This window comes from Blautia sp. AF19-13LB (genome assembly GCF_003479105.1).
Lineage (GTDB): Bacteria > Bacillota > Clostridia > Lachnospirales > Lachnospiraceae > Fusicatenibacter > Fusicatenibacter saccharivorans.
In genome coordinates, this window is the sequence record NZ_QUGO01000004.1 from 220,719 (window position 1) to 245,099 (window position 24,381).

23 protein-coding genes and 1 other annotated feature are annotated in these 24,381 nt (G+C 49.8%); of the genes, 11 read left to right on the forward strand and 12 right to left on the reverse strand.

All coding sequences use genetic code 11. The features are described 5' to 3' along the window. Positions 1 to 52: 52 nt before the first annotated feature. The gene (locus tag DWX32_RS06075) at positions 53 to 424 is read right to left on the reverse strand and encodes a hypothetical protein (protein ID WP_118659416.1); all 372 of its coding nucleotides are present in this window, start codon (positions 422 to 424) and stop codon (positions 53 to 55) included. Positions 425 to 567: 143 nt separating this feature from the next. Further along, entirely contained in the window at positions 568 to 1,389 is an 822-nt protein-coding gene (locus DWX32_RS06080) for a Cof-type HAD-IIB family hydrolase (protein WP_118659417.1), read from the reverse strand. A gap of 174 nt (positions 1,390 to 1,563) precedes the next feature. Between DWX32_RS06080 and DWX32_RS06085 the strand changes: the two genes are divergently transcribed. Genes DWX32_RS06085 through DWX32_RS06095 form a run of 3 tightly spaced genes read left to right on the forward strand, consistent with a single transcriptional unit; the run spans position 1,564 to position 3,938 of the window. After that, positions 1,564 to 2,232, forward strand: a complete 669-nt coding sequence (locus tag DWX32_RS06085) for an HAD family hydrolase (protein ID WP_055221324.1) — start codon at positions 1,564 to 1,566, stop codon at positions 2,230 to 2,232. 23 nt (positions 2,233 to 2,255) lie between these two features. Next, entirely contained in the window at positions 2,256 to 2,519 is a 264-nt protein-coding gene (locus tag DWX32_RS06090) for a hypothetical protein (RefSeq protein ID WP_055221292.1), read from the forward strand. A gap of 24 nt (positions 2,520 to 2,543) precedes the next feature. Beyond that, positions 2,544 to 3,938: an NAD(P)/FAD-dependent oxidoreductase gene (locus DWX32_RS06095; protein ID WP_022463087.1), complete on the forward strand. Its 1,395-nt coding sequence runs from the start codon at positions 2,544 to 2,546 to the stop codon at positions 3,936 to 3,938. A 79-nt stretch (positions 3,939 to 4,017) separates the two neighbouring features. On the opposite strand, the gene DWX32_RS06100 is transcribed toward DWX32_RS06095, so the two are convergent. Beyond that, positions 4,018 to 4,839, reverse strand: coding sequence for a helix-turn-helix transcriptional regulator (locus tag DWX32_RS06100; protein WP_117760557.1), 822 nt, complete (start codon positions 4,837 to 4,839; stop codon positions 4,018 to 4,020). A gap of 161 nt (positions 4,840 to 5,000) precedes the next feature. On the opposite strand from DWX32_RS06100, the gene DWX32_RS06105 reads away from it, so the two are divergent. Beyond that, positions 5,001 to 7,016 carry a beta-galactosidase gene (locus tag DWX32_RS06105; protein WP_117760556.1) on the forward strand — a complete coding sequence of 672 codons (2,016 nt, stop codon included), beginning with the start codon at positions 5,001 to 5,003 and terminating at the stop codon, positions 7,014 to 7,016. Between the two features lie 104 nt (positions 7,017 to 7,120). Here DWX32_RS06105 and DWX32_RS06110 read toward each other — a convergent pair whose 3' ends face one another. Next, positions 7,121 to 8,242 carry a phosphotransferase enzyme family protein gene (locus tag DWX32_RS06110; protein ID WP_117509740.1) on the reverse strand — a complete coding sequence of 374 codons (1,122 nt, stop codon included), beginning with the start codon at positions 8,240 to 8,242 and terminating at the stop codon, positions 7,121 to 7,123. 144 nt (positions 8,243 to 8,386) lie between these two features. Beyond that, positions 8,387 to 8,662: a binding site (T-box leader), on the forward strand. Between the two features lie 71 nt (positions 8,663 to 8,733). On the opposite strand from DWX32_RS06110, the gene ilvB reads away from it, so the two are divergent. The 3 genes from ilvB to DWX32_RS19805 are packed head-to-tail and all read left to right on the forward strand — an operon-like array spanning position 8,734 to position 11,196. Next, positions 8,734 to 10,452, forward strand: coding sequence for a biosynthetic-type acetolactate synthase large subunit (gene ilvB, locus DWX32_RS06115; RefSeq protein ID WP_117760555.1), 1,719 nt, complete (start codon positions 8,734 to 8,736; stop codon positions 10,450 to 10,452). A gap of 12 nt (positions 10,453 to 10,464) precedes the next feature. Continuing rightward, positions 10,465 to 10,974, forward strand: a complete 510-nt coding sequence (gene ilvN, locus DWX32_RS06120; protein ID WP_117509738.1) for an acetolactate synthase small subunit — start codon at positions 10,465 to 10,467, stop codon at positions 10,972 to 10,974. An 18-nt stretch (positions 10,975 to 10,992) separates the two neighbouring features. Then, entirely contained in the window at positions 10,993 to 11,196 is a 204-nt protein-coding gene (locus tag DWX32_RS19805; protein WP_055227113.1) for a hypothetical protein, read from the forward strand. Positions 11,197 to 11,321: 125 nt separating this feature from the next. On the opposite strand, the gene DWX32_RS06130 is transcribed toward DWX32_RS19805, so the two are convergent. The 4 genes from DWX32_RS06130 to htpG all read right to left on the reverse strand — a co-directional run bounded on the left by DWX32_RS06130 (position 11,322) and on the right by htpG (position 16,191). Continuing rightward, complete coding sequence (locus DWX32_RS06130; protein ID WP_117760554.1) at positions 11,322 to 12,014, reverse strand: LrgB family protein; 693 nt, start codon at positions 12,012 to 12,014, stop codon at positions 11,322 to 11,324. Further along, the gene (locus tag DWX32_RS06135) at positions 12,011 to 12,382 is read right to left on the reverse strand and encodes a CidA/LrgA family protein (protein ID WP_055221279.1); all 372 of its coding nucleotides are present in this window, start codon (positions 12,380 to 12,382) and stop codon (positions 12,011 to 12,013) included. The genes DWX32_RS06130 and DWX32_RS06135 overlap by 4 nt, the downstream gene beginning before the upstream one ends. Positions 12,383 to 12,605: 223 nt before the next feature. Beyond that, entirely contained in the window at positions 12,606 to 13,931 is a 1,326-nt protein-coding gene (locus DWX32_RS06140) for a Na+/H+ antiporter NhaC family protein (protein WP_117760553.1), read from the reverse strand. 184 nt (positions 13,932 to 14,115) lie between these two features. Further along, complete coding sequence (gene htpG, locus DWX32_RS06145; protein WP_117509737.1) at positions 14,116 to 16,191, reverse strand: molecular chaperone HtpG; 2,076 nt, start codon at positions 16,189 to 16,191, stop codon at positions 14,116 to 14,118. A gap of 343 nt (positions 16,192 to 16,534) precedes the next feature. Between htpG and DWX32_RS06150 the strand changes: the two genes are divergently transcribed. Next, positions 16,535 to 17,101, forward strand: coding sequence for a TetR-like C-terminal domain-containing protein (locus tag DWX32_RS06150; protein WP_022461989.1), 567 nt, complete (start codon positions 16,535 to 16,537; stop codon positions 17,099 to 17,101). 219 nt (positions 17,102 to 17,320) lie between these two features. Further along, positions 17,321 to 19,300 carry an oleate hydratase gene (locus DWX32_RS06155; RefSeq protein WP_117760552.1) on the forward strand — a complete coding sequence of 660 codons (1,980 nt, stop codon included), beginning with the start codon at positions 17,321 to 17,323 and terminating at the stop codon, positions 19,298 to 19,300. Positions 19,301 to 19,388: 88 nt separating this feature from the next. Here the strand turns inward: DWX32_RS06155 and DWX32_RS06160 are convergent, their stop codons facing one another. From DWX32_RS06160 to DWX32_RS06170, 3 genes are read right to left on the reverse strand one after another with little or no spacing between them, the layout of a single operon-like run. Continuing rightward, positions 19,389 to 20,456, reverse strand: coding sequence for an ethanolamine utilization protein EutH (locus tag DWX32_RS06160; RefSeq protein WP_118595599.1), 1,068 nt, complete (start codon positions 20,454 to 20,456; stop codon positions 19,389 to 19,391). A gap of 34 nt (positions 20,457 to 20,490) precedes the next feature. After that, positions 20,491 to 20,997, reverse strand: a complete 507-nt coding sequence (locus DWX32_RS06165) for a DUF5721 family protein (protein WP_055221274.1) — start codon at positions 20,995 to 20,997, stop codon at positions 20,491 to 20,493. Positions 20,998 to 21,003: 6 nt separating this feature from the next. After that, the gene (locus DWX32_RS06170; RefSeq protein WP_022461993.1) at positions 21,004 to 21,885 is read right to left on the reverse strand and encodes a magnesium transporter CorA family protein; all 882 of its coding nucleotides are present in this window, start codon (positions 21,883 to 21,885) and stop codon (positions 21,004 to 21,006) included. Between the two features lie 326 nt (positions 21,886 to 22,211). On the opposite strand from DWX32_RS06170, the gene DWX32_RS06175 reads away from it, so the two are divergent. Beyond that, positions 22,212 to 23,051, forward strand: a complete 840-nt coding sequence (locus DWX32_RS06175; RefSeq protein ID WP_118595628.1) for a DegV family protein — start codon at positions 22,212 to 22,214, stop codon at positions 23,049 to 23,051. Between the two features lie 97 nt (positions 23,052 to 23,148). After that, complete coding sequence (locus DWX32_RS06180; RefSeq protein ID WP_118595600.1) at positions 23,149 to 23,520, forward strand: hypothetical protein; 372 nt, start codon at positions 23,149 to 23,151, stop codon at positions 23,518 to 23,520. Positions 23,521 to 23,908: 388 nt separating this feature from the next. Here the strand turns inward: DWX32_RS06180 and DWX32_RS06190 are convergent, their stop codons facing one another. Then, a complete protein-coding gene (locus DWX32_RS06190; RefSeq protein WP_022461996.1) occupies positions 23,909 to 24,109 on the reverse strand; it encodes a cold-shock protein in 201 nt (66 codons plus the stop codon). Between the last annotated feature and the right edge of the window lie 272 nt (positions 24,110 to 24,381).

Consider the following 24,381-nt stretch of genomic DNA (forward strand, 5'->3'; position numbering starts at 1 on the left):
TTTCCCTCCCCAGGAATTACTTCCTTATGTTTCTATATTCTGTTTTTGGGTTTTATTCTGCGGTTACTTCGCTTTCTTCCTGCGGAGAAACTTCACGATCCGCACAGCTTTCTTTTTCAGCGTCTTCTTCTTCGGACTCTGCGGTTGCGCTTTCAGCTTCTGTATCAGCTGTTTCGGAACCTTTATTGCAAGCTGCAGATTCCGGATCCGGTGCAGCATCCTCCGCACCTTTCGTTTTCGGAAGGGTCGTATAAGTACGTTCAGCAGGAGCAGGCTCTTCCTCTTCAAATTCGTCTTTAAAATCGTCAAAATCTGTTTCAAGATCTGCTTTTCCTTTCCGGATAAAATAGACTGCCGCACCGCAGGCTGCGCCGACAGCGGCAGAAGCCAGAGTAAGCAGAATACGTTTTGATTTTCGTGACATCTCGATTCAAGTCTCCTTTCAAATGCCGTCCTTTGAAACTATTGTAATACAGTTTCAACAAAAAAGAAAGTAAAATCTTACAGAATTCGGAAAAAGTGCCAAAGAAAACAAGAAAAAGAAGGTTTCCTGACACAGAAACAGAATCAGGCAAGGATAAACTTACGAAGAATCTCCGCCACGCCGCTGTGATTGCAGTCGTTTTCCGTGATATAATCGGCACTCGCCTTTACGGCATCGGTCGCATTTTTCATGGCGGCACCGACGGCAGCGGCCTCGATCATCGAAATATCATTTTCCTGATCTCCGGTAGCCACGGTGTTGGCAAGCGGAATCTGAAGAAGCTCGCAGAGTTTTTTCACGGCATGGCCCTTGGAAACGTGTTCCGGGACATGCTCGAGGTAATGCGGGCTGGAGTAGAACATCGAAATTTTTCCTTTTGCCCACGGCTCCATGGCAGCGCGGTAAGCGTCCATTTTTGTACGGTCGTGGAGATCAATCACGATCATCTTGCATGGTTCCTCGGCGAGGTGTTCCGGCAGAAGCGGATCTTCCACGACGGGAATGTGGATTGCCTGTGTGTAAACGCGCGTTTCCTCGCCTGCATGGCGGCAGAGAAGGGAGGTGTCGGAGTAGGTGTGGCAGTAGAGGCCTGCCTCCTGCGTTTTTTCAAAGATCACGCGTGCATATTCGAGCGGAATCGTGCGGCGGTACAGCGTTTTCTTTGCAGCACAGTCGTAAATCAGTCCGCCGTTGAAAGCGATGGCATAGCAGCCTTCGCGGTCAAGTCCGAGCTCTTTTAAGATCGGCAGAAAGCCGGAGAGCGGGCGGCCGGTGTTGAACACAATTTTGTGGCCGGCAGCAAGTGCCTCTGAAATGGCATCCATGTTTTCTTTTGTCACCTGCTTTTCGGAATTCAGCAGGGTATCATCCATATCGGTAAAAAATATTTTCACAGTCTGATTCATATTCTCTTTTTTTCCTTTCCAAGAATCTGAAAAACAGATTCATTTTAGCACAAAGTGCCGGAAAAGAAAATATGGTTGCGCAGGGAAAAAATACAGGATATAATGATTGCGGACAAGAAGAGAGAGAAGAAAGAAAATCGAAGAACAAAAGAGAAAAAGAAGGGAAGTCAGAATATGATAAAAGCTTGTATCTTTGACCTGGATGGCACCATCGCAGACACTGTAGAGTCGATTGCGCACGCAGTCAACCGCGTTCTGGAACATTTTGGACTTGTGCCGCGCCCGGTAGAAGCCTTCAACTTTTACGCTGGAGACGGTTTCGATCTGGCAGTGGAGCGCGCTTTAAAAGACGCCGGAGATGCAGAGCTCAACTATCTGCAGGAGGGCATCCGCCTTGGCCGCGCGTGGTTCAACGAGGACCCGCTGTATCACGTAAAACCGTATCCTAATATGCGGGAAACCCTGACCGCGCTGCGGGAAGAAGTTCCGATTGCCGTATGTTCCAACAAGCCGCACGAGGCGGCCATCCACGTCGTGGAGAGCGTGTACGGACCGGGCTTTTTCAACCGGATTCAGGGGCAGACCGCAGAAATCCCGAGAAAGCCGTCTCCGATCGGTGCGCTCGCGATTGCAGACGCACTCGGCGCCAGACCGGAAGAGTGCCTGTACTTTGGCGATACCAATACGGATATGCAGACCGGAAACGCCGCAGGCATGTTTACCGTTGGTGTGACGTGGGGATTCCGCCCGCGCCAGGAGCTGATCGACAACCATGCGATGGAGCTGCTCGACCGGCCGGAGGAAATCTTAACGCTTTTTCACAGAAAGAATCAGGAAAAATAAAACGAACAGAGGAGAAAACCAGAATGGGAGAATATACTGAAGAATGCATCAACACATTTTTAATGAATCAGGGCCAGTTATTCGACGAGCCGGTGGCTGAAAATTACGATGAGGCAGAGGCCTTTCTGGAGGACTGCCTTGCAGTCGTTGCCGACAATCTGGACGACGTGCGCGCCTACATGGAAGAAGAGGGCATGGACGTGGAAGAAATGTCGGATGCAGAATTAGAAGAGCAGAGCGAAGTCTTTGCCCTGCCGGACGGCCAGTATCTGATCGTGATGGGATAAAAAACGAGAGGAAATTAAAAAAGAATGAAATATGATGTCATTATTATCGGCGCAGGCCCGTCAGGTATTTTCTGTGCCTATGAACTGCTGAAAGAAAAACCGGATCTGAAGGTGCTGATGATCGAAAAAGGACGTTCGATCGAGAGCCGTCAGTGTCCAAAGAGAAAAACGAAAAAATGCGTGAACTGCAAACCGTGCTCGATCACAACGGGATTTGCCGGAGCAGGCGCATTTTCCGACGGAAAGCTTTCTCTTTCCCCGGATGTCGGTGGAAATCTGCCGGAGATTTTAGGATATGAAAAGACGGTTGAGCTGATCCATGAGTCCGACCAGATCTATCTGGATTTCGGCGCAGACAAGAATGTTTACGGTGTCGATAAAGAAAAAGAGATCCGTGAGATCCGCCGCAGAGCGATCAACGCCAACCTGAAGCTGATCGAATGTCCAATCCGCCATCTCGGAACTGAGGAGGGCTACAAGATTTACAGCCGCCTCGAGGATCACTTAAAAGAGATCGGCGTGGAAATGAAATTCAACACGATGGTCAATGATATTACGATCGAGGACGGCCGTGCGACAGCTGTAACACTTGAGGACGGAACGGTTTACGAGGCAGATGAGATTGTCTCCGCAGTAGGCCGCGAGGGAGCCGACTGGTTCTCACATATCTGCAACGGCCACGGCATCGAGACCGAGGTCGGAACCGTCGATATCGGTGTCCGCGTGGAAGTCCGCGACGAGGTCATGGAGTTCCTGAACAAGAACCTGTACGAGGCAAAACTCGTTTACTATACCCCGACTTTTGACGACAAAGTGCGTACCTTCTGTACGAACCCGTCCGGTGAGGTGGCAACTGAGTATTATGAAAACGGTCTGGCAGTTGTAAACGGTCACGCCTACAAATCCCAGGAGTTCAAGACAAACAACACGAACTTTGCCCTCCTGGTATCCAAGAACTTTACGAAACCATTTAAAACCCCGATCGAGTACGGCAAACAGATCGCACAGCTTTCCAACATGCTCTGCGACGGCAAGATCCTCGTTCAGACGTACGGCGATTTCAAACGCGGAAGAAGAACGACAGAAGAGCGTCTCTGCCGCAATAACCTGATCCCGACCTTAAAAGATGCCGTTCCGGGCGACCTTTCCCTGGTCTTCCCGCACCGTATCATGGTCGACATTGCCGAGATGATCGAAGCCCTCGACAAAGTAACACCGGGTATCGCCAGCGATGAGACACTGCTGTACGGCGTAGAAGTCAAATTCTATTCCAACAAAGTTGTCGTAGACAAAGACTTCTGCACCAGCGTCAAAGGTCTCCGCGCCATCGGCGACGGCGCATCCGTAACCCGCGGCCTCCAGCAGGCAAGCGCAAACGGACTGTCGGTTGCGAGAAGCATTCTGAAAAGCATGAAATAAGAGAGAACGAAAAAAGATCCTTCGTCTGTGAAATGAGACGGAGGATCTTTTTTGGCGCCGGAAAGAGGGGTGTTTCAGATTATATGCCGTACAGCTTCCGGAACTGCTTCGGCGTTGTCCCGGTCTGCTGGCGGAAAACCGAGATAAAGTAGCTGACATCGCGGTAGCCGCAGAGGGCGGCGATGCCGTCGAGCGTAGTGTAGGGACGGCTGATGAGAAGCTCCTTGGCGCGGCTGATGCGCAGAACGCTGATGTACGAGCGGACAGAGCTGCCGACAAAACGCTGGAACAGGCGTGTCAGATACTGCGGCGTGATATGGAGCTGTTCCGCGAGATCATCCACATTGATCGGGTCGGAAAGATGACTTTCGATTTCCTGCATTGCCGGGCGGACATACTGGAGATACAGCGGATGCTCCGTCCGGGAAAGGCCGGTGCGGAGCTGGGAAAGGCGTGTCAGGAACTCAAAGCATCCGACGGAGAGCGCAGCATCGTCGATGTCATTTTTCAGAAAGTGTGAGTCGATTATGCGGTCAATCCATTCCTGAAACCACGCGCCCTCTGAGGCCGGAACGAAAAGATACGGCGAGACGGCACAGATTTTATAGAGATCATCGGAGAGCTTTCCGTCAAAGGTCAGAAAGGATGTAAACCACATCTCCCTGCCGTCGTTTTCGCGGTATTCATGCGGCACATGCGGAGCAATCAGAACACCGTCACCTGGTTTCAGCAAAAGTTCCTGACCTTCGAGGGTCAGCAGCCCTTCGCCGCGTTCCGTCTGAATCCAGTGATATAAGGGGAATCCGTTCGGGCGCACAACGGGCTCCTGCAGCCAGCGGTTGCCGATGCTGTCAGCGGAGAGGGAAAAATCGGAGGCGGATGGTTTAAAGAAAATAGGCATAACAGTCAGTTCCTTTCTGAAAGAAAAGTCTAAAATAAGATTCCGGAATGAGTTTCGAAAATTCATACTTTTTAGACAAGCATATCATACTTTTCTCACAAAGACCAGTATATAATAGAGCCATCAAAACGAGATATCCAAACACAGGAGGAATCAAAAAAATGCAGCCAAAATTCAAAAAAATGTTATACGGAGGAGACTACAACCCAAACCAGTGGCCAAAAGAGATCTGGGATGAGGATATGAAACTTTTCCATCAGGCCGGCATCAACAGCACCACGATCAACGTATTTTCCTGGGCAAAAATCCAGCCGTCCGAGAATGAGTACGACTTTACAGAGCTCGATGAGATCGTAGACACCCTGACAAAAGAGGACGTCCAGATCGTCATGGCAACATCCACCGGCGCACTCCCGGCATGGATGGTACACCGTTATCCGGAAGTGGCAAGAACCGATTTCGAAGGACGCCATCACAAATTCGGTCATCGCCACAATGCCTGCCCGAACAGCCCGGTTTTCCAGAAATATGCAAAGCGCCTGGCAGAAAAACTGGCAGAGCGTTACGGCGACAACAAAAACATCGTCTGCTGGCACATCAGCAATGAGTACGGCGGCGAGTGCTACTGCGAGAACTGTGCAAAAGCGTTCCGCGTATGGCTGAAAGACAAATACAAAACACTCGATGAAGTCAACAAGGCATGGAACATGGAGTTCTGGGGCCACACCATCTACGACTGGGACGAGATTGTACCGCCGAACGATCTGGGAGACGGAATGCCATGGGGAAGCGGCACTGCATTTGCAGGAATGTCCCTCGACTACATGCGTTTCAACTCCGACGGCATGCTGAACAACTACAAAATGGAGCGTGACGCGATCCGCAAATACGACAAAGAAACACCGATCACCACAAACCTGATGGGAACGTACAAAGGTCTCGACTACTTCAAGTGGGCAAAAGAAATGGATATCGTATCCTGGGACAACTACCCGAGCTACAATACACCATGGAGCCACGTAGCTATGACCCACGACCTGATGCGCGGCCTCAAAGACGCACCGTTCATGCTGATGGAGCAGACTCCGAGCCAGCAGAACTGGCAGCCGTACAACTCCTTAAAGAAACCGGGCCAGATGCGCGCACAGAGCTATCAGACCGTTGCACACGGCGCAGACACGATTCAGTTCTTCCAGCTGAGAAGAAGCGTCGGCGGATGCGAGAAATTCCATGGTGCTGTTATCGCACACGCAGGAACCGCAGATACCCGTGTCTTCCGTGAGGTAACCCAGCTCGGAAAAGAACTGGAGAAAATCGGAAGCCGTGTGATGGGCTCCGAGAACCACGCAAAAGTCGGCATCATCTTCGACTGGGAAAACTACTGGGCACTGGAGTACACCAGCGGACCGAACCGCGATTTACGTTACGTAGACCAGATCGAGCAGATGTACAATTACTTCTATAACAAGAACATCGCTGTCGATATGATCCCGATCGACGCGGACTTCTCCAAATATGACCTCGTTGCAGCACCGGTTCTCTACATGGTAAAAGACGGTGTGGCAGAGAGCCTGGAGGCTTATGTACAGGCAGGCGGAACCCTCATCACCACCTACATGAGCGGTATTGTCGGACAGTCGGACAACGTTCATCTCGGCGGATACCCGGGACCGCTCAGAAAAATGGCAGGCGTATGGGTAGAAGAGATCGACGCTCTTGCACCGGAGCAGAGAAACAAGATCCGTTTCGCAGACGGAACCGAGGAAGAGTGCCGTCTCGTATGCGACCTGATGCACCTCGAAGGAGCTGAAGAAATCGCACAGTATGAGAGCGATTTCTATGCAGGCATGACTGCTGTTGCAAAAAATCAGTTCGGAAAAGGAACCGTATATTATGTCGGAACCGAACTTTCTGAGAGCGGCCTTGCAAAAGTTCTTGCTATGGCAGCAGACGGCGCAGCCATCCAGCCGGTGATTGGAGAAGCAACAGCACTTGAGATCACAAAACGCCAGGCAGACGGCGAGGATCTGTACTTTATCATCAACTTCAAAGATGAGGAGATTCCGCTTCCGGCAGTCTTCGACGGAAAAGAAGATATCCTGACCGGCGAGAAAGTACAGGGCGGCGAGATGCTGAAGAAATACGATCTGCAGATTGTCAGCGTTCCGAGAGCATAATATAAAACATATTATATAGCAGAAAGATAACAAAAAAGACACAGCAGAAGGCAGAAAGATACTTCCAGCTGTGTCTTTTTGATGCTGTGAATTTATGCGGGTGCTTAGTGGGAAAACGAAGCCCGTGCGACGATGTTCTCCATCTCGCCCCATTTCTCCTCCATATCCGCTACAAGCGCGATCTGTGTCCGCGCCCGTACGAGGTTGTGCTCCGGGTAAGCGGTTTTGAAGTAGGTATCGCCCATCAGGTAATCGGCGAGAAAACGGATGCCGCATTCGAGGGTCATTAATTTTGCACCCATCGGCAGCATTTCGACTTCCGCGCGGGTCAAAGAGCCTGCGCAGCCTGCGAGAAAGCCTTTTGTATAGCTCTCAAAGAGAGGAAGGGAAAGAGACACCTTCGAGACATCCTGTTCGTCCTCAGCAGCCGTATTCGCGCCGAAGCGGATGGAATCGCCGAAGTCAAAGATCGACAGTCCCGGCATAATGGTGTCCAGGTCGATGACGCAGATGCCCTCGCCGGTTTTGTCATCAATCATAATGTTGTTCAGCTTCGTATCGTTGTGCGTTACGCGGAGCGGCAGCTCGCCCGAGGCCTTCATGCGCTCGGCTACGCCGTAATCGTCTGCGTGGTCGAGGAAAAACGCCATCTCATCCGAAACGTTTTTCAGCCGTCCTTTCGGATCCGCCTGCGCCGCCTGTAAAAGCGCCTGGTAGCGGAGCGGTGTGTTGTGGAAATCCGGGATCGTCTCGAAAAGAGAGGCGGACGGAAAATCGGAGAGCATCTGCTGGAAGCGGCCGAAAGCATTACCGGTCTCGTAAAACAGCTTTGGATCTGTCACGGCATCATAGCAGGACGCATCGGAAATAAAGAGAAATGCGCGCCAGAATTCTCCGCGCTCATCGACGAAAAAACAGGCATCGTCTGTCGTCGGAATCAGGTTCAGCGTCTCGCGGAATGGATCTCCTCCTGCGGCTGTGATTTTTTTCCGCAGAAATGATGTTACCTGTGCAATATTCTGCATCAGCTCCGTTGGATTGTGGAAAACGGTGCGGTTCATGCGCTGCAGAATCGATTTGCGGAGGACGCCGTTTTCGGTGGAGCGCACCAGAAACGTATCGTTGATATGGCCGTTCCCGTGCGGCGTCCAGTCTGTAATCGTTCCCGGGAAAGCAAATGCGTGGACAATGGAAGAGAGTTCTTCCTGTGTGTATGTAATCATCATGGGTATAAACTCCTTATTTTAATTAGACAAACCTGATTAAGTAAAGCACACGCAGGGCGAAAAGTCAAGAAAAGGGCGCGAAACGATTGACAACGAGCGGCATTTCTGACTATAATAGACAGTAATTTAAGAAAAAACAAAACCTAAAATGCAGTGACAGGGAGGAGTACCTGGCGGCGCAAAGCAAAGAGAGGAGATGGCTGGTGAGAATCTCCGTGAGCGTGCCTGCGGAAGTAGCCCTCGAGCAGTGGACTGAACAGAAAAAGCGGACAGCAATGTTTTCCAAGTAGGCTCCAACGTAGTTCCCACGTTACCGGGATGCCGTATCGGATGAAAAAAGTTAAATCCTGTACGGAATGAGCAGAAGTGTATTCTTCTGGAATTCAGGTGGTACCGTGGATGGAAACATTCTCCCTGAACGTAAGGCACAGAAAAGGTGTTTTATGTTCGGGGATTTTTTATGCAGCAAATTTAGAACAGGAGGTTTTCATATGAAACAGATTACAGGAAACAAACTTCTGGTAAAGGCTCTGAAGGAGGAGGGTGTTGAGTATCTCTTCGGTTATCCGGGAGCCTGCACCATTGATATCAGCGATGAGCTTTACAAACAGGATGAAATCAAAATCGTTCTGCCGCGCCACGAGCAGGCGCTGGTGCATGAGGCGGATGCCTATGCGAGAACGACAGGAAAAGTCGGCGTATGCCTCGTTACCAGCGGCCCTGGCGCAACCAACCTGGTCACCGGTCTTGCAACGGCAAACTACGACAGCGTTCCGCTTGTCTGCTTCACCGGACAGGTAGCCCGCCACCTCATCGGAAACGATGCATTCCAGGAGGTTGATATCGTCGGCATCACCCGCAGCATCACGAAATACGGCGTGACGGTAAGAAACCGTGAAGATCTCGGACGCATCATCAAAGAGGCATTCTACATCGCACGCACCGGAAAACCGGGCCCGGTTCTCATTGACCTTCCAAAAGATGTCATGGCAGAGTTCGGCAGCGCAGAGTATCCGAAAAACGTCAACATCCGCGGCTACAAACCGAACACCAGCGTTCACATCGGTCAGTTAAAACGTGCGTTAAAGATGCTTTCGAAAGCAAAACGCCCGCTGTTCCTTGCCGGCGGCGGCGTCAACATCGCACATGCGCAGGAAGTGTTCCGCGAAGTGGTCGAGAAAACACAGGTGCCGGTTGTCACAACCGTTATGGGACGCGGCGCGATCTCCACGAAACACCCGCTGTTCATCGGAAATCTTGGCATGCACGGCGCGTATGCGGCGAATATGGCAGTCAGCGAGTGCGATCTGCTGTTCTCGATCGGAACACGTTTCAATGACCGTATCACCGGAAAGCTGCATGAATTTGCCCCGCACGCGCAGATCGTCCACATCGACATAGACACCGCTTCGATCTCTCGAAACATCCATGTCGATATCCCGATCGTAGCCGATGCAAAAGAGGCGATCACGAAGATGGCAGAGTACGTAGAGCCATGCTCCACATCGAAATGGCTTGCCCAGATTGATGCCTGGAAGAACGAGCATCCGTTGACGATGCGCCCGAACGGCGTGATGGGACCGCTCGATATTTTCAACGCGATCAACGAGCAGTTTGACGATGCGATTATCGTCACCGACGTCGGACAGCACCAGATGCTGACAAGTCAGTACGTCGACATTACCGAAAACCGCCAGATCATCATGTCCGGCGGCCTTGGAACGATGGGATACGGCCTTCCGGGCGCGATCGGAGCAAAAATCGGCAACCCGGACAAACCGGTCATCGCGATTTCCGGTGACGGCGGTATGCAGATGAATATTCAGGAGCTGGCAACTGCCGTTCTCGAGGAGCTGCCGGTCATCCTGTGTATCTTCAATAATGAATACCTCGGCATGGTACGCCAGTGGCAGAAGCTGTTTTACGGCAAACGGTACAGCATGACAAACCTGCGCGCCGGTGCACTTTCCCGCAGAACAGACGGAGAAGAGTACCCGGAATACACGCCGAATTTTATCAAATTGGCTGAGAGTTACGGCGCAAAAGGCATCCGCGTCATGAAGAAAGAGGATATCGCCGCAGCGTTTGAAGAGGCGAAGAAAAACACCAAGACTCCGACGATCATCGAATTTATCATCGATCCGGAGGAGATGGTTTACCCGATGATCAAGCCGGGCGGAACGCTCGAAGATATGATTATGGACTGTTAGGAGGAGAGCGCGATGAATAAGGGAATGAAAAAAAGATGGATTTCACTGTACGTAGAAAACCAGGTTGGTGTCCTTTCCAAGATTTCCGGGCTTTTTTCCGCAAAAAGCTATAACCTGGACAGCCTGACCGTCGGAACGACCGAGGACCCGACCGTATCGCGTATGACGATCGCCACGGTCAGTGACGATGAGACGTTTGAGCAGATCAAAAAACAGCTGAACCGCATGGTCGAGGTCATCAAAGTCATCGACTTCACCGACGTGTTTGTGCGCATGAAAGAGATTCTGTATATCAAGGTATTCAACTGCAGCGCAGCTGACAAAGTCGAGCTGTTCCAGATCGCTGAGACGTTCAAGGCGAAGGTCATCGACTACGGAAAAGACAGCCTGCTGCTCGAGTTTGTCCAGACGGCGACGAAAAACGATGCAGTTGTGAAGCTGATGAAAGAGGAATTCAGCAAGATCGAAGTCGTGCGCGGCGGAAGCGTCGGTATCGAGTCGATCAATGTGATGGAGCGGTAAAAGAGAGGACGTTTTTGCGTGAACGAAAAGAGTATTACCACAATTACGTTAAAAAAGATTAATAAGAAAAGTGTGTATCAGTACATCTATGAGCACCGCCAGACGGCGAAGCAGCAGATTGTGCAGGATCTGACGATGGGGCTTTCGATGCACAGCGGAACGCTCGAGCATATCTGCATCGACCCGGAAGGGCCGGAGTGCTACTGCGCTTCTTTTTATTGAAGAGTTTCTGCAGTCGGAATTTTAATTTTTAGTTATAGAATTTCAGGGATAGAAAATCCGGGAACGGAAAGTTTTACATTGCTTTCCATTCCCGGATTTTTTCTGCTTTTTATCAGTGTTCGTTTTTAGATAAACATCGCATAAATCGACGCTCCGACCACAGTCAGAATACCTGCAACTGCAATCGAAAGGCTGCTCATCGCGCCCTCGACATCGCCCATCTCCATGGCCTTCGCCGTACCGATCGCATGGGAGGCCGATCCGATACTGATGCCCTTTGCAATCGGCTCCTCAATGTGAAACAGCTTGCAGAGCGTCTCCGCCAGCATATTTCCCAGCACACCCGTGATGATGATAACGGCAACCGTGATCGTCACCGCACCGCCGAGCTCTTCCGAAACACCCATGCCGATGGCCGTTGTGATGGATTTCGGCAGCAGTGTTACATACATTTTATGATTCAGATTGAAGATCAGCGCCAGCGCGAGAACCACGGTAAGGCTCGTCAGCACGCCGGAGAGAATACCGGCGAGGATGGCTTTGATATTCTTTTTCAATGCCTCCATCTGCTCATACAGCGGAATCGCAAGGCAGACCGTTGCAGGAGTCAGCAGATAGCTCAAGTATTTTGCACCGTCATTATAATTCTGATAATCGATATCGAAAACAGCAAGGAATACAATGACGACTGCAATGGAAATCAGCAGCGGATTGAAAATCGGAAGCCCAAATTTTTTCTTTAACAGCATGCCGAGCTCATACGCCAGAAGGCTGATGACAACGCCGAAAAATGCAGATTCACAGAACATATTTGTCATTTTGCGTCCCCTCCTTTGTGTTTCTTTTCCAGCCGGATGACCGCCTGTGTCACGCGTCCGGACACAACCATAACGACGATGGTGCTGACGAGCGTAATCACGAGAACCGGAACGAGAACGGCTTTTAATTCACCCCAGGATTCCATCAGGCCGACGCCCGCCGGAATGAACATGACCGGCATGATCTCAATCATAAACTTGCCTGCGTCCTCGACGGCATCAAGTTTTAATGCCCCCGTCATCAGAAGCGCCAGCATCAGCACAAGACCGTAGATACTTGCCGGAATCGGAAGCGGCAGCACGGCGTGCAGGATTTCTCCGACGAACGAAACCGCCATAATTACAAGGAACTGTCTTAATAATTTCACTTTTTCTGTTGTCCTTTCTCCCCATAACCCACATAACATCACTCCTTCTCAATGTCACGACCCCGATTATACTACCCGCATAAAAGAATTTCAACCGTAAATGTTACTGCAATTTTGGCGATTTTTGCCAAAAAAAGCAAAAAAATGCCCGCCGATCAAACGAAAAAGTGAAATCGGTGGGCATTTTAACATAATTTTTTGAGTTGATCCGATACGGAACTTTTTAAGCATTGCTTTCGGCATTTTTCCGATCCGGCAGAACGAAGATAAAGATCAGCGAACTGACAAGCAGCATGCCCGGATAGAAGAGGTTTGCCATGATTTCAAAGGCGGAGAGCTCATATCCCAGTTCATGCACCGCGGAAATCGCCACGAGCATCTGTGCGCCGTACGGCAGGATGCCCTGTGAGATGCAGGAGAAGGTATCGAGGAGCGATGCCGTTTTCCGTGGGGTGATGCCGTAGTCCTCGGACATCTGCTTTGCGATCGGGTTTGCCATGACGATCGCGACGGTGTTGTTTGCGGTCGCAATGTCGAGCAGCACGACGAGAATGCCGACACCGAGCTGGCCGCCCTTTTTTCCGCGGAAGATTTTGTGAATGGCACGAAGCAGGACAGTAAAGCCGCCGTTTTCCCGAATCAGCGCGCACATCGCAGCGACAAGAATCGCAACCATACATGTCTCAAACATACCCGAAGTGCCGCTTCCCATGCTGGAGAGCATATCCCAGAGCGTCGTCTGTCCCGTACCGAGCATGATAACGGCACCGGAAGCAATACCGATAAGGAGTACGACAAACACCTGAATGCCCGCGATGCCGCCGATCAGCACGAGCAGGTACGGAACCATCTGCAGCAGATGGTATTCGTGGACGATCGGTGTGCCCGGCGCCTGTCGGAAGGAGATTACAAGGATCAGCGCCAGCGCGGCAAGAGCAGCCGGGAGAGCGATCCAGAAGTTTTCGCGGAACTTGTCTTTCATCTCGCAGCCCTGTCCGTTGCAGGCGGCGATTGTCGTGTCGGAGATGAAGGAGAGGTTGTCGCCGAACATGGATCCGCCCATGACGGAGGCGACGCAGAGCGCCAGCGAAAAGCCGGAGGTCTCGGCAACAGCAGCGGCGATCGGCACGAGAAGCGTGATCGTTCCGACGGAGGTTCCCATGGCCGTGGAGACGAAGCAGGCAACGACAAAGAGCACAGCGACGGCATACTTTGCCGGAATCCAGGAGAGCATGAAATAGGCAACGCTCTCTGCACTGCTCCTTCCGACAACGCCGACAAACGTGCCTGCGGCGAGGAAGATCAGCAGCATTGTGATGATGTTTTTGTCCCCGATGCCCTGTCCCATGAGGGCGAGCTTTTCTTCAAACGGGACACTGCGGTTCTGCAGACAGGCGACGAGGATCGCTGCCAGAAACGCGACGACGATGGGGATGTTGTAGAAGCCCATCGGAATTTTTAAAATATACTCGGAATAAATGCCGAGCCCCAGATAAAACACCAGAAAAACGGCGATCGGGAGCAGGGCGGATGGCTTTCCTTTTTTCATAGAAATAAATACCAGACCTTTCGTGTGATTTTCCTTATTTTTCAATAGGGCGAATAGAATTATTCTATCATCTGGATCAGAAATCGTAAAGTAAAAAAGCAGGAAAAAACACGCCGGACATCTGGTAAATTCCAGAAATCCGGCGTGTTTTATAAGAGGTGCGTTTTGCTGTGCCTGTGCTTTATCATTTTGCAAGGAGCATCATAATCTGATTGCTTCTGCTTACGAACTTTGTCATCTCGTCCGGAGAGAGCGGTTTGTGGCTGATCATTGCCAGATCATACAGCTGCTCGCAGAACAGGGATGTGTTGTCGTTCTCGCCATTCTTCAGAATGTACTGAACGAGCGGATGTTTTGCATTCAGGATCAGGGTTTCCTGTCCGCCGAACATGGACGGATCCATGCCGGTCATGCCGTACATCTTCATCATATCCTGCATCCGGCGGCTCTCCTCGGAAAGCGTTACCATGGAGGATACATTTTCGTCTTTCAGGTTCTCAACTTTGACGGTCAGATCTTTCTTGTCGAGGACTTTGCGGAAGAGATCGGTCAGAGTATTTGTAGCGTCGGTCAGATCCTCACCGGACTCGTCTTTCATATCGTTGGTCAGATCTGCATCGATGCGCTGGAAAGTTACATGCTCGTTGCAACGCTCTGCATGGGTGATGAAAGCGGAGTCGATGTTGTGTTTCAGGATGACAGCATCCATGCCCTGACTGCGGAACATGTTGATGTACTGGCTCTGCTGAACTTCGTCGGTGACGTAGTAAACAGTCGTTTTTTCCGGCTCTTTCTTCTCGTCAGCGTTTTCCGTATTTTCGGTATTCTCCGTAGTTTCAGCCTTCTCTTCGGTGTTCTCTGCAGGAGCTTCTTCTTTCTTATTCTCGTTGATGCAGTCCTCAAGAGTCAGATATTTTCCGTCGATGTTCTTGAACAGAATATAGTCCATCATCTTCTTGGAGAATTTCTCGTCCTTGATGCATCCGTATTTGATGAATGGGTTGATATCATCCCAGTATTTCTCGTAATTCTCACGGTCGGTTTTGCACATGCCGGAGAGCTTGTCAGCGAATTTCTTGGAGATGTACTCGGAGATCTTCTTGACAAATCCGTCGTTCTGCAGTGCGCTTCGGGATACGTTCAGCGGCAGATCCGGGCAGTCGATGACGCCTTTTAAGAGCATCAGGTATTCCGGAATGACTTCTTTGATGTTGTCGGCAATAAATACCTGGTTGTTGTACAGCTTGATGGTTCCCTCGATGGAATCGTACTCGGTGTTGATACGCGGGAAGTAGAGGATACCTTTGAGGTTGAACGGATAGTCCATGTTCAGGTGGATCCAGAACAGCGGCTCGCGGTAGTCGTTGAAGACTTTGCGGTAGAATTCTTTATAATCCTCATCGCTGCACTCGTTTGGATGTTTGGTCCACAGCGGGTGGATATCACTGATGGAAACCGGGCGTTTGTTGATTTTTACTTTCTCTTTGGCCGGGGAAACTTCAACCTGCTCTTTCGTTCCGTCTTCTTTTTCTTTCTCTTCGTATTTTGCGTCCTCGTGGATGTGCTCTACGACAACGTCGTCATCTTTTAATTCGCTTTCATCGATGGTCTCGTATTCCTGCGGCGCATTTGCTTTGGACAGGAAAATTTCAACCGGCATGAAGGAGCAGTATTTTTCCAGAACTTCGCGGACACGGTATTCGTTTGCGAATTCCAGGCAGTCCTCGTTCAGGAACAGAGTGATTTCGGTACCAACAGTTGTCTTGCTGCCCTCGGACATATCGTACTCGGTGCTTCCGTCACAGGTCCAGTGTACCGGGGTGGATCCTTCTTTATAGGAAAGAGAATCGATGTGAACTTCATCTGCTACCATGAAAGCAGAGTAGAAACCAAGACCGAAGTGGCCGATCATCTGATCTGAATTCGTTTTGTCTTTGTATTTCTCCAGGAATTCGGTAGCGCCGGAGAAGGCGATCTGGGTAATATATTCTTCGACTTCGTCTGCGGTCATACCGATACCGTTATCGATGAATTTTAAGGTTTTCTCATCCGGGTTTACAATCACCTGAATGGCTGCTTTGTAGTCATCCGGCAGAGTATATTCGCCCATGCCGTCGAGTTTTTTCAGTTTGGTGATGGCATCGCAGCCGTTGGAAACGAGCTCGCGGACGAAGATATCGTGGTCGGAATACATCCATTTTTTGATAATCGGGAAAATATTGTCGCTGTTGATTGAAAGATTTCCATGTTTCGCACTCATGAGAAACACACTCCTTTTCTTATAAAAATATTTTGATCCAGCAAAGCGGGGATATCATGCTTTTTTAGATGTCTGCAGCTTTTTTACTGCTCTGATAGTTATAGTAATACTGGCACAGGGAAAAGTCAAGGGAAAATTAGCACTCGAGAAAAAAGAGTGCTAACAGAACGACGGAAAGTATTGAATTTACTGGTATTACGGTACTTTCTAAACTTTTTGTAAAGTCTGATCAGAAGGGCTGCGCAGTTGTTTCTGGAGAATGGATATGCTACAATGAAAAAGCATAGAAGCGTTTCGAACAGAAAGATTCCGAGGGTACATAAAAGAAAAATGGAGGAAATACATGACAAATGCGACAAAGGCGGCGCTGGAAGCGTCATTAAAAAAGCTGCTTTTGAAAAAGCCGCTGGACAAAATTACGATCAACGATCTGACGACAGACTGCGGCATCAGCCGGATGGCGTTTTATTATCATTTTAAGGATATCTATGATCTTGTCGAATGGTCGTGCCTGGAGGATGCGACGCAGGCGCTGCAGGGGAAGAAAACGTATGAGACATGGCAGGAAGGCCTGCAGCAGATTTTTGAGGCAGTGCTCGAGAATAAACCATTTATTATGAATGTCTATCACTCTGTAAGCCGGGAGCAGATCGAAACATATCTCTTTCATCTGACGCACGATCTGCTGTACGGTGTCGTACAGGAAAAAGCAAAGGGAACCGGCATCTCCGAGGCGGATCAGAGTTTTATCGCAGATTTCTATAAGTATAGCTTTACCGGTGTCATGCTCGACTGGATCAAAGACGGAATGAAAGTGGATTACCATATGATTGCGGAAAAAATGCACCGCACGATGGAAGGAAATGTCGTCAATTCCATCCGAAATTTTGAAAAAAGAAATAAAATATAGTTACACTTTACAAAACAGGGCGGATGATAAAAATTTAATCATCCGCCCTGTTTTGTAAATGGAAAAGCGGGGAAAAATGAAGTAAGATTCAAATTGTCAACAGACAATGGCAACACAAATAGAAACTTGTAAAACAAAGAAAGCAGCATAACCTATACGAACCGGAAATTCGAAAAAACATTCCGGCAGTCGTATTTAGAAAAGAAAGGATGAACGTCTATGTCAAAAAAAGGATTAAAATTCGGAATCGCATCAGCAGCAGTCATCGGAGCTGGAGCAGCAGTGCTGCAGGCAAAAAACAAGAGTGAAGCAAAAAAAGCAGCGGAGAAAACCACTGTAACATCAGAACCAAAGAATGATTACCGCAACACCGAGCGCGGAAAAGATAAGAAAAACAGCAAAGGCATTTATTACACCAACGGAAACTACGAAGCCTTCGCAAGACCGGAAAAACCGGAAGGCGTCGATGAGAAGAGCGCATACCTCGTAGGAAGCGGCCTCGCAGCCCTCGCAGCAGCGTGCTTCCTTGTAAGAGACGGCCAGATGAAAGGCGATCACATCCACATTCTGGAAGCCATGGACATCGCCGGCGGTGCCTGCGACGGTATCTACGATCCGACCCGCGGCTACATCATGAGAGGCGGCCGTGAGATGGAAAACCACTTCGAGTGCCTGTGGGATCTGTTCCACAGCATCCCGTCAATTGAGACACCTGGTGTATCCGTTCTTGATGAGTATTACTGGCTGAACAAAAAAGACCCGAACTACTCCCTGTGCCGTGCAACGAAGAACCGCGGCGAGGATGCCCATACCGACGGCAAGTTCAACCTGAGCCAGAAAGGCTGCATGGAGATCATGAAACTCTTCATGACAAGAGACGAGGATCTGTACGACAAGACGATCGAGGATGTTTTCGATGATGAAGTCTTCAATTCCACCTTCTGGCTGTACTGGAGAACGATGTTCGCATTCGAAAACTGGCACAGTGCACTGGAGATGAAGCTGTACTTCCAGCGGTTTATTCACCACATCGGCGGACTGCCGGACTTCTCCGCACTGAAATTCACGAAGTACAACCAGTATGAATCCCTGATTCTTCCGATGAAGAAATACCTCGAGGATGCCGGCGTAGACTTCCAGTTCAATACCGAAGTAACCAACGTTATCTTTGAAATCAACGATGGAAAGAAAGTAGCAAAAGCCATCGAGTGCAAAGTAAACGGCGTCGAGAAAGGCATCGTTCTCACCGAGAATGACCTCGTCTTCGTTACCAACGGAAGCTGCACCGAAGGCACGATCTACGGCGATCAGAACCATGCACCGAACGGTGATGCAGAGGTCCGCACGAGCGGCTGCTGGAGCCTGTGGAAAAACATTGCAAAACAGGATCCGTCCTTTGGACATCCGGAGAAATTCTGTTCCGATATTGCAAAGACAAACTGGGAATCCGCAACAATTACCACTCTCGACAATAAGATCATTCCGTATATCACCAATATCTGCAAACGTGATCCGAGAACCGGAAAGGTTGTTACCGGCGGTATCGTAAGCTGCCAGGATTCCAAGTGGCTTTTAAGCTGGACCATCAACCGTCAGGGACAGTTCAAAGAGCAGGATAAAGATAAGGTATGCGTATGGGTTTACAGCCTGTTCACCGATGTACCTGGCGACTATGTGAAGAAACCGATGAAAGAGTGCACTGGTAAAGAGATCACCGAAGAGTGGCTGTACCACCTCGGCGTGCCGGTTGACCAGATTCCGGAGCTGGCAGAGAACAGCGCTGTCTGCGTACCGACCATGATGCCGTACATCACCGCATTCTTTATGCCAAGAAGAAAGGGCGACCGCCCGGATGTCATCCCGGATGGCTGCGTCAACTTCGCATTCCTCGGACAGTTCGCTGAGACACCAAGAGATACCATCTTCACGACAGAGTATTCCGTTCGTACCGCAATGGAAGCTGTTTACGGACTCCTCGGCGTAGACCGCGGCGTGCCGGAAGTATGGGGCAGCGTTTACGATATCCGCGACCTGCTGGACAGCTCCGTGAAACTGATGGATGGAAAATCCCCGCTGGAAATCGAGCTTCCTGGACCGCTCAACCTGCTGAAAAAACCTCTGCTGAAACTGGTAGATGGAAATGTAGTTGGAGATCTCTTAAAAGAGCATGGAATTATCAAAGAGGATATGGTGAAATAAGAAATAGAAAATAAGTAAGAAATGCAATAAGACCTGCGCTTTCAAACGGCGCAGGTCTTATTGCGTTGCTATGTATGCTCTCAAACAATTAAGCAGATTTCTTCGTGAAAAACAGTGCGGCACAGACGGCGGCGATGCCTCCAGCGAGCTTTGCAACGAGAAGCGGCACGACAAAATCAGGATCGGTGCCGAACGTAAATCCCATATGTGCGGCGATGGTCGATGCGGCGGAGACGAGGAAAGCTGCGTTTACAATCTTTCCGCGCTCGTCCATTTTTTCCATCATTGTGATCGCCGGAACAGGGCTGACAATGCCCATCAGAAGGCCGGCGGCACTGCTGTCGTTCATGCCGGTTCTTCTTCCAATAAAAGAGAGCGGCTTTTTGAGCACCCGCTGTAAAAGCTCCGCCGTCGGAAGGCTGCCGAGCAGTACAATGCCGATGGACGAGACGACCGCCATCGCGTCCTCTAGCGGCGCAAGGTCCGGGAGCAGCGAAAAGCCGGTCATATAGCAGAACGCACCCGCGATGAGGCCGATCGTCGTCAGAAGCCGGATCACATCTGCAAATACCGTGAACGCGCGCACGGTCTGCTCCGGAAAACGCCAGATGCCGAACATCAGCAGAAAGCAGAAGAGGAGCACCGGGAGCGACTGAAGTACGATCTGCAGAAAAGAGAGCCCTGAGAGCAGTCCGCCGACGATCATCGTGACGGGAAGCGTGCCCGTGCCGATCAGCATGCCGCGGGAGAAAAAGAGGCGGTCGCCGCTTTTCAGCATTCCCATGCCGACCGGAATCGTAAAGGTGATGGTACAGCCAAGCGTCGCCGCAATCACAAGTCCTGCGTAGCGCACCATCTCCTGCGATGCCGAAAGCTCTCCGGCGAGCTGGTAGCCGCCCATGTCAATGGCGAGAATGCCGGCGAGAAGTCCCGCATCCAGCCCCAAAAAGTTCCAGATGGGAACGAGGGCGAAACGGAGAAAGCGGGAGAGCAGCGGGGTGAGGCAGATGATGCCCGACATGGAAAGTGCCGTCGGTCCAAGCAGCGTAAAGCCCTCCTCAAACCGTTTTCCAAGTCCGAAGCGATTGCCAGCGATCCGGTCGACACCGCCGAGTACCGCGCCGACTGCCATGATCCACATAATAATCTGATTCATAAAAAGAGAACCTTTCTAAATAAGTATTTTGTCTTTATATCTGTTCTTCAAATGCAATTTCATTTTTCAGCAGAAACTGGCGGACTTCCTCATCGAAGACGCGGTCGAGCGACTTGTCCATCGTAAAGATTTTGAGGGAAGTTCCGGTGGTAAGTAAGAGTTTTCCGTCCTTATACTGAAAATTCAGAAAGCATCCAAACACGTTCTCTATTTCCAGCGGCAGCGCATGGTCCGCGATCATTTTTTCGCACGCCGCCTGCGGAAGCTGAAACACAAATTTGAACTGCAGGGGTGTCCGTTTTCCTTTGATGACGGAATAGCAGAACGATTTCACATCTTTCCAGAGAAGCCGCGTCCGCCCTTTTTCTTTTAAGAGCTGCGCGTCATCGGGATCGAAAAAGTCCGTGTGAAGACTGCCGTCGATGGAGAACGTCGTAAACGTTGTGATCGACGCCTCGGAGACGGGAAAGCGGTCAAATGTCTCGAGACGGAGCAGAGTGTTCATAAAATTCTTTAACTGTGTAATCTGCAGGATAATCATCCGTAGTTAAAACCAGCCTTTCTTTTTAAAATACCAAATTTCAACAGCAACAATGAGAATACAGACGCCGATCAGGATGAAGTACGCATACGGGGCAGAAAGCTCAGGCATATGCGTAAAATTCATGCCGTACCAGCCGGCGATCAGGGAAAGCGGGAAAAAGATCGTCGAGACGACCGTCAGAATCCGCATCGTATCGTTCTGACGCAGGTCGATCTGCGCCTGCTGCATCTCGCGGATCTGCAGGGCGTACTCCCGCAGCATCTGGGTGTGGTCGTACAAACGGTCCACGCGGTTTCCAAGGCGCGAAAACTGACGGGCGCATTCCGGGGGAAGAAAGTGATTTTCGTCCTCGGAGAGTATTTCGCACATGTCGAGAAGCTGCTGGTAATAGGCATGGAACACGAGCAGCTCCCGACGAATCGTGATCAGGGTCCGCTGCAGCTCTTTTGGCAGAGTGTCGAGAAGAGACTCCTCGATTGTCGCGAGGCGCTTCTCAAAATTCTGCAGATAGAGCATATCCTCCTGGATCAGCGATTCCAGAAACGAGAAAAACAGGTGGAAGACATCGGAAGTATCGAGCGGTTCTTCCGGGAAGAGGAGGCTCTGCAAAGCCGGAAGTGTCTGTTCGTCGGCTGCCAGAATAAGCTGCCCCCGGTCGAGATAAAACGCAAGCGAGAATGCAAGGTGAAGCGGATGCGTCTTGTCCGGGACGGCAAGCGATCCGACCAGGCAGTCAGGCAGCAGCTCTGCGCGGCAGTATTCGATGCGCTCCGGCTGCAGACTGCGCCGGAAAAGAGAAAATCCGGGCAGCGCCGCGCAGGCTTTGGAAGCTTCCGAAAACGAAAGCAGGGAAAGCCGGACCGAATCCGAAAAAGTCCATTCCATACGTACCACCTCCTGAAAATAAGCAATGGAAAAATATCCATAAACAAAAAAGCCGTATGACCGTAGTATACCGCAAAAAGGGGAGTGCGACAAGAAAAGGAAAAAACTTTTAACGGAAAAACTTTTATTGGGAAAAAACTTTTTGCAATGGAGCACTAAGTGTGTTATGATAAAATGTAGTTATCAAAACTACATGACAAAATATCAAAAAATTCACTGTGTCGAATTCGTCCCTAGTTCAGGAAGGTTTGAAAAAGAGCGGTGATTGGAAATACGAAACGTCCGCAGTGAGAAAAAGCGGAATCAAGTTTGGAGGGACAAAATATATGAGTTTTCACATTGTTGCAGACAGCTGCTGTGAACTGACAGCAGATATGAAAAAAAGAGGAAATATTGAAATTGCACCGCTGACCCTGGAAGTCGGCGGAGAATCCATTCTGGATGACGAGACATTTGACCAGAAATATTTTTTAAAGAGAGTAGCGGAATGCCCGGAGTGCCCGAAATCCGCCTGCCCGTCGCCGGATTATTTCCGGAAATCTTTTCTGAACGGAGCAGAACGGTGCTACGCGGTCACACTTTCCGCACAGCTCAGCGGTTCCTATAACAGCGCAGTGCTCGGTGCAAACCTGGCGCAGGAGGAGAACGAGGATCTGAAGATTCACGTATTCAATTCCAGAAGCGCATCGATAGGAGAGACCCTGATCGTGAAAAAAATCGTGGAGTGCGAGGAAGCCGGCATGAGCTTTGAGCGCGTCGTAGAGACAGTAGAACTCTATATCAGCACACAGCACACCTATTTCGTGCTGGAAAATCTCGAAACTCTGCGGAAAAACGGCCGTCTTTCCAAGGCGAAAGCACTTGTTGCATCCGCGCTTAAGATCAAACCGGTTATGGGAGCCACATCGGAGGGCGATATCGTACAGCTTGATCAGGCGCGCGGCATCAACAAAGCACTGATGAAAATGGTCGATGCCATTGTAAATGACGCACAGCATGTAGAAAACAAAACGCTTGCCATCTCTCATTGCAACTGCCCGGAGCGCGCCGAGATGGTAAAAGAAGCCCTTCTGGAGCGCCTTGCGGTACAGGATGTCTTCGTACTCGATACCCAGGGCGTCAGCAGTATGTATGCAAATGACGGCGGAATTATCATTGCATTATAACTTTTCTCTTCCCTTTTTGTTGAAAATGTAGTATAATTTTCAACATGTTTGAAAGTGCCGCCGAGCACTTTTTAGAAATCAAAGGAGAAGTAGAACCATGAGTCAGGAAAAAGTTGACCGCTATAAAAAGGAAAAAGCGAACCGTGAGAAAATCATGAGACGTGAAAGATGGATCACGAGACTGGAAGTTACCGCTTTCGTCGTTGTTCTGGCTACCCTGATCGGCTGGTTCTCCGTTGCTGTTTACCAGAACTCGGTAGCAGAGAAAAAGGCGAACCGCACGACAGAAACCACAACGATGAACGTGACGGATATTCAGAATTATCTGAGCGAGACCAACACATCCAGCGACAGCAGTGCAGATGACACCAGCGACAGCTCTGATGTTTCCGATACATCTTCGGACAGCACAGCAGATACGGCAAGTGACAGCACAGCAGATTCCATCAGCGAAAGTACAGCGGAATAAGCAGAATTGTTAAAGAAAGTAAAAGCGCTTACCACAGACGGGAAAATCCCGGAGTGATAAGCGCTTTTGTTATAGAGATTTATAGCAATCCCCGAAAATAATGCAAAAAATTCAGCACCGCAGAGCGTGAATTACTGCGTCACAGATTTTCGTCGTACCCCGGTACGCCTTCAAATCTGTTCCTTGCAATTCGCGCTCTGCAGCACTGCCTTTTTTGCATTATTTTCGGGTCTTGCTATAGAAAAAACTATGAGAAACACGCTCCGCGAGTTTCTTAAGTTATCGCGGCAGTCGCCAAGGTCTCGTGCAGGCACGGACTTTGGCTCGTTGTCCGCGTAAATTAAAAAACCGGAGGACATACATCCTCCGGCCTTTCGCTTATGGTTAATTAGCATTTAACAACGTTGGAAGCCTGCATTCCGCGAGCACCCTCGGTAAGATCGTAAGTAACCGCCTGACCTTCGTCAAGAGTTTTGAATCCTTCACCCTGGATAGCGGAGAAATGTACGAATACATCGTTTCCGTCTTCGCCTGTGATGAAGCCATAGCCCTTCTCTGCGTTAAACCATTTCACTGTTCCCTTGTTCATTGTGAGTTACCTCCATAAAATTAAAAAATAAGCATGATGTGGGAATGCATATGTTCCCCCATAAGCGAGTGAACTTTTGATAAAAAAATTCACTAGCTATTACAGATTATATTGAAGGTGAATGCTAATATAATCTCTAATAGCTAGTGACCACGTATTACATCTCAACATCTTCTCGATTGAGACCATTATAATCTTGCAAATCAAAAAAGTCAAGAAAAAACTCTTTATTTCAGGAAAGATTTCGTGTATTATAAAAAGGAATAAATGGT

Bases quoted from the DNA above. Each gene is read 5' to 3' on its own strand.
- DWX32_RS06075 (WP_118659416.1), bottom strand. From the start codon at position 424: ATGTCACGAAAATCAAAACGTATTCTGCTTACTCTGGCTTCTGCCGCT.
- DWX32_RS06080 (WP_118659417.1), bottom strand. From the start codon at position 1,389: ATGAATCAGACTGTGAAAATATTTTTTACCGATATGGATGATACCCTG.
- DWX32_RS06085 (WP_055221324.1), top strand. From the start codon at position 1,564: ATGATAAAAGCTTGTATCTTTGACCTGGATGGCACCATCGCAGACACT.
- DWX32_RS06090 (WP_055221292.1), top strand. From the start codon at position 2,256: ATGGGAGAATATACTGAAGAATGCATCAACACATTTTTAATGAATCAG.
- DWX32_RS06095 (WP_022463087.1), top strand. From the start codon at position 2,544: ATGAAATATGATGTCATTATTATCGGCGCAGGCCCGTCAGGTATTTTC.
- DWX32_RS06100 (WP_117760557.1), bottom strand. From the start codon at position 4,839: ATGCCTATTTTCTTTAAACCATCCGCCTCCGATTTTTCCCTCTCCGCT.
- DWX32_RS06105 (WP_117760556.1), top strand. From the start codon at position 5,001: ATGCAGCCAAAATTCAAAAAAATGTTATACGGAGGAGACTACAACCCA.
- DWX32_RS06110 (WP_117509740.1), bottom strand. From the start codon at position 8,242: ATGATGATTACATACACACAGGAAGAACTCTCTTCCATTGTCCACGCA.
- ilvB (WP_117760555.1), top strand. From the start codon at position 8,734: ATGAAACAGATTACAGGAAACAAACTTCTGGTAAAGGCTCTGAAGGAG.
- ilvN (WP_117509738.1), top strand. From the start codon at position 10,465: ATGAATAAGGGAATGAAAAAAAGATGGATTTCACTGTACGTAGAAAAC.
- DWX32_RS06130 (WP_117760554.1), bottom strand. From the start codon at position 12,014: ATGACAAATATGTTCTGTGAATCTGCATTTTTCGGCGTTGTCATCAGC.
- DWX32_RS06140 (WP_117760553.1), bottom strand. From the start codon at position 13,931: ATGAAAAAAGGAAAGCCATCCGCCCTGCTCCCGATCGCCGTTTTTCTG.
- htpG (WP_117509737.1), bottom strand. From the start codon at position 16,191: ATGAGTGCGAAACATGGAAATCTTTCAATCAACAGCGACAATATTTTC.
- DWX32_RS06150 (WP_022461989.1), top strand. From the start codon at position 16,535: ATGACAAATGCGACAAAGGCGGCGCTGGAAGCGTCATTAAAAAAGCTG.
- DWX32_RS06155 (WP_117760552.1), top strand. From the start codon at position 17,321: ATGTCAAAAAAAGGATTAAAATTCGGAATCGCATCAGCAGCAGTCATC.
- DWX32_RS06160 (WP_118595599.1), bottom strand. From the start codon at position 20,456: ATGAATCAGATTATTATGTGGATCATGGCAGTCGGCGCGGTACTCGGC.
- DWX32_RS06165 (WP_055221274.1), bottom strand. From the start codon at position 20,997: ATGATTATCCTGCAGATTACACAGTTAAAGAATTTTATGAACACTCTG.
- DWX32_RS06170 (WP_022461993.1), bottom strand. From the start codon at position 21,885: ATGGAATGGACTTTTTCGGATTCGGTCCGGCTTTCCCTGCTTTCGTTT.
- DWX32_RS06175 (WP_118595628.1), top strand. From the start codon at position 22,212: ATGAGTTTTCACATTGTTGCAGACAGCTGCTGTGAACTGACAGCAGAT.
- DWX32_RS06180 (WP_118595600.1), top strand. From the start codon at position 23,149: ATGAGTCAGGAAAAAGTTGACCGCTATAAAAAGGAAAAAGCGAACCGT.
- DWX32_RS06190 (WP_022461996.1), bottom strand. From the start codon at position 24,109: ATGAACAAGGGAACAGTGAAATGGTTTAACGCAGAGAAGGGCTATGGC.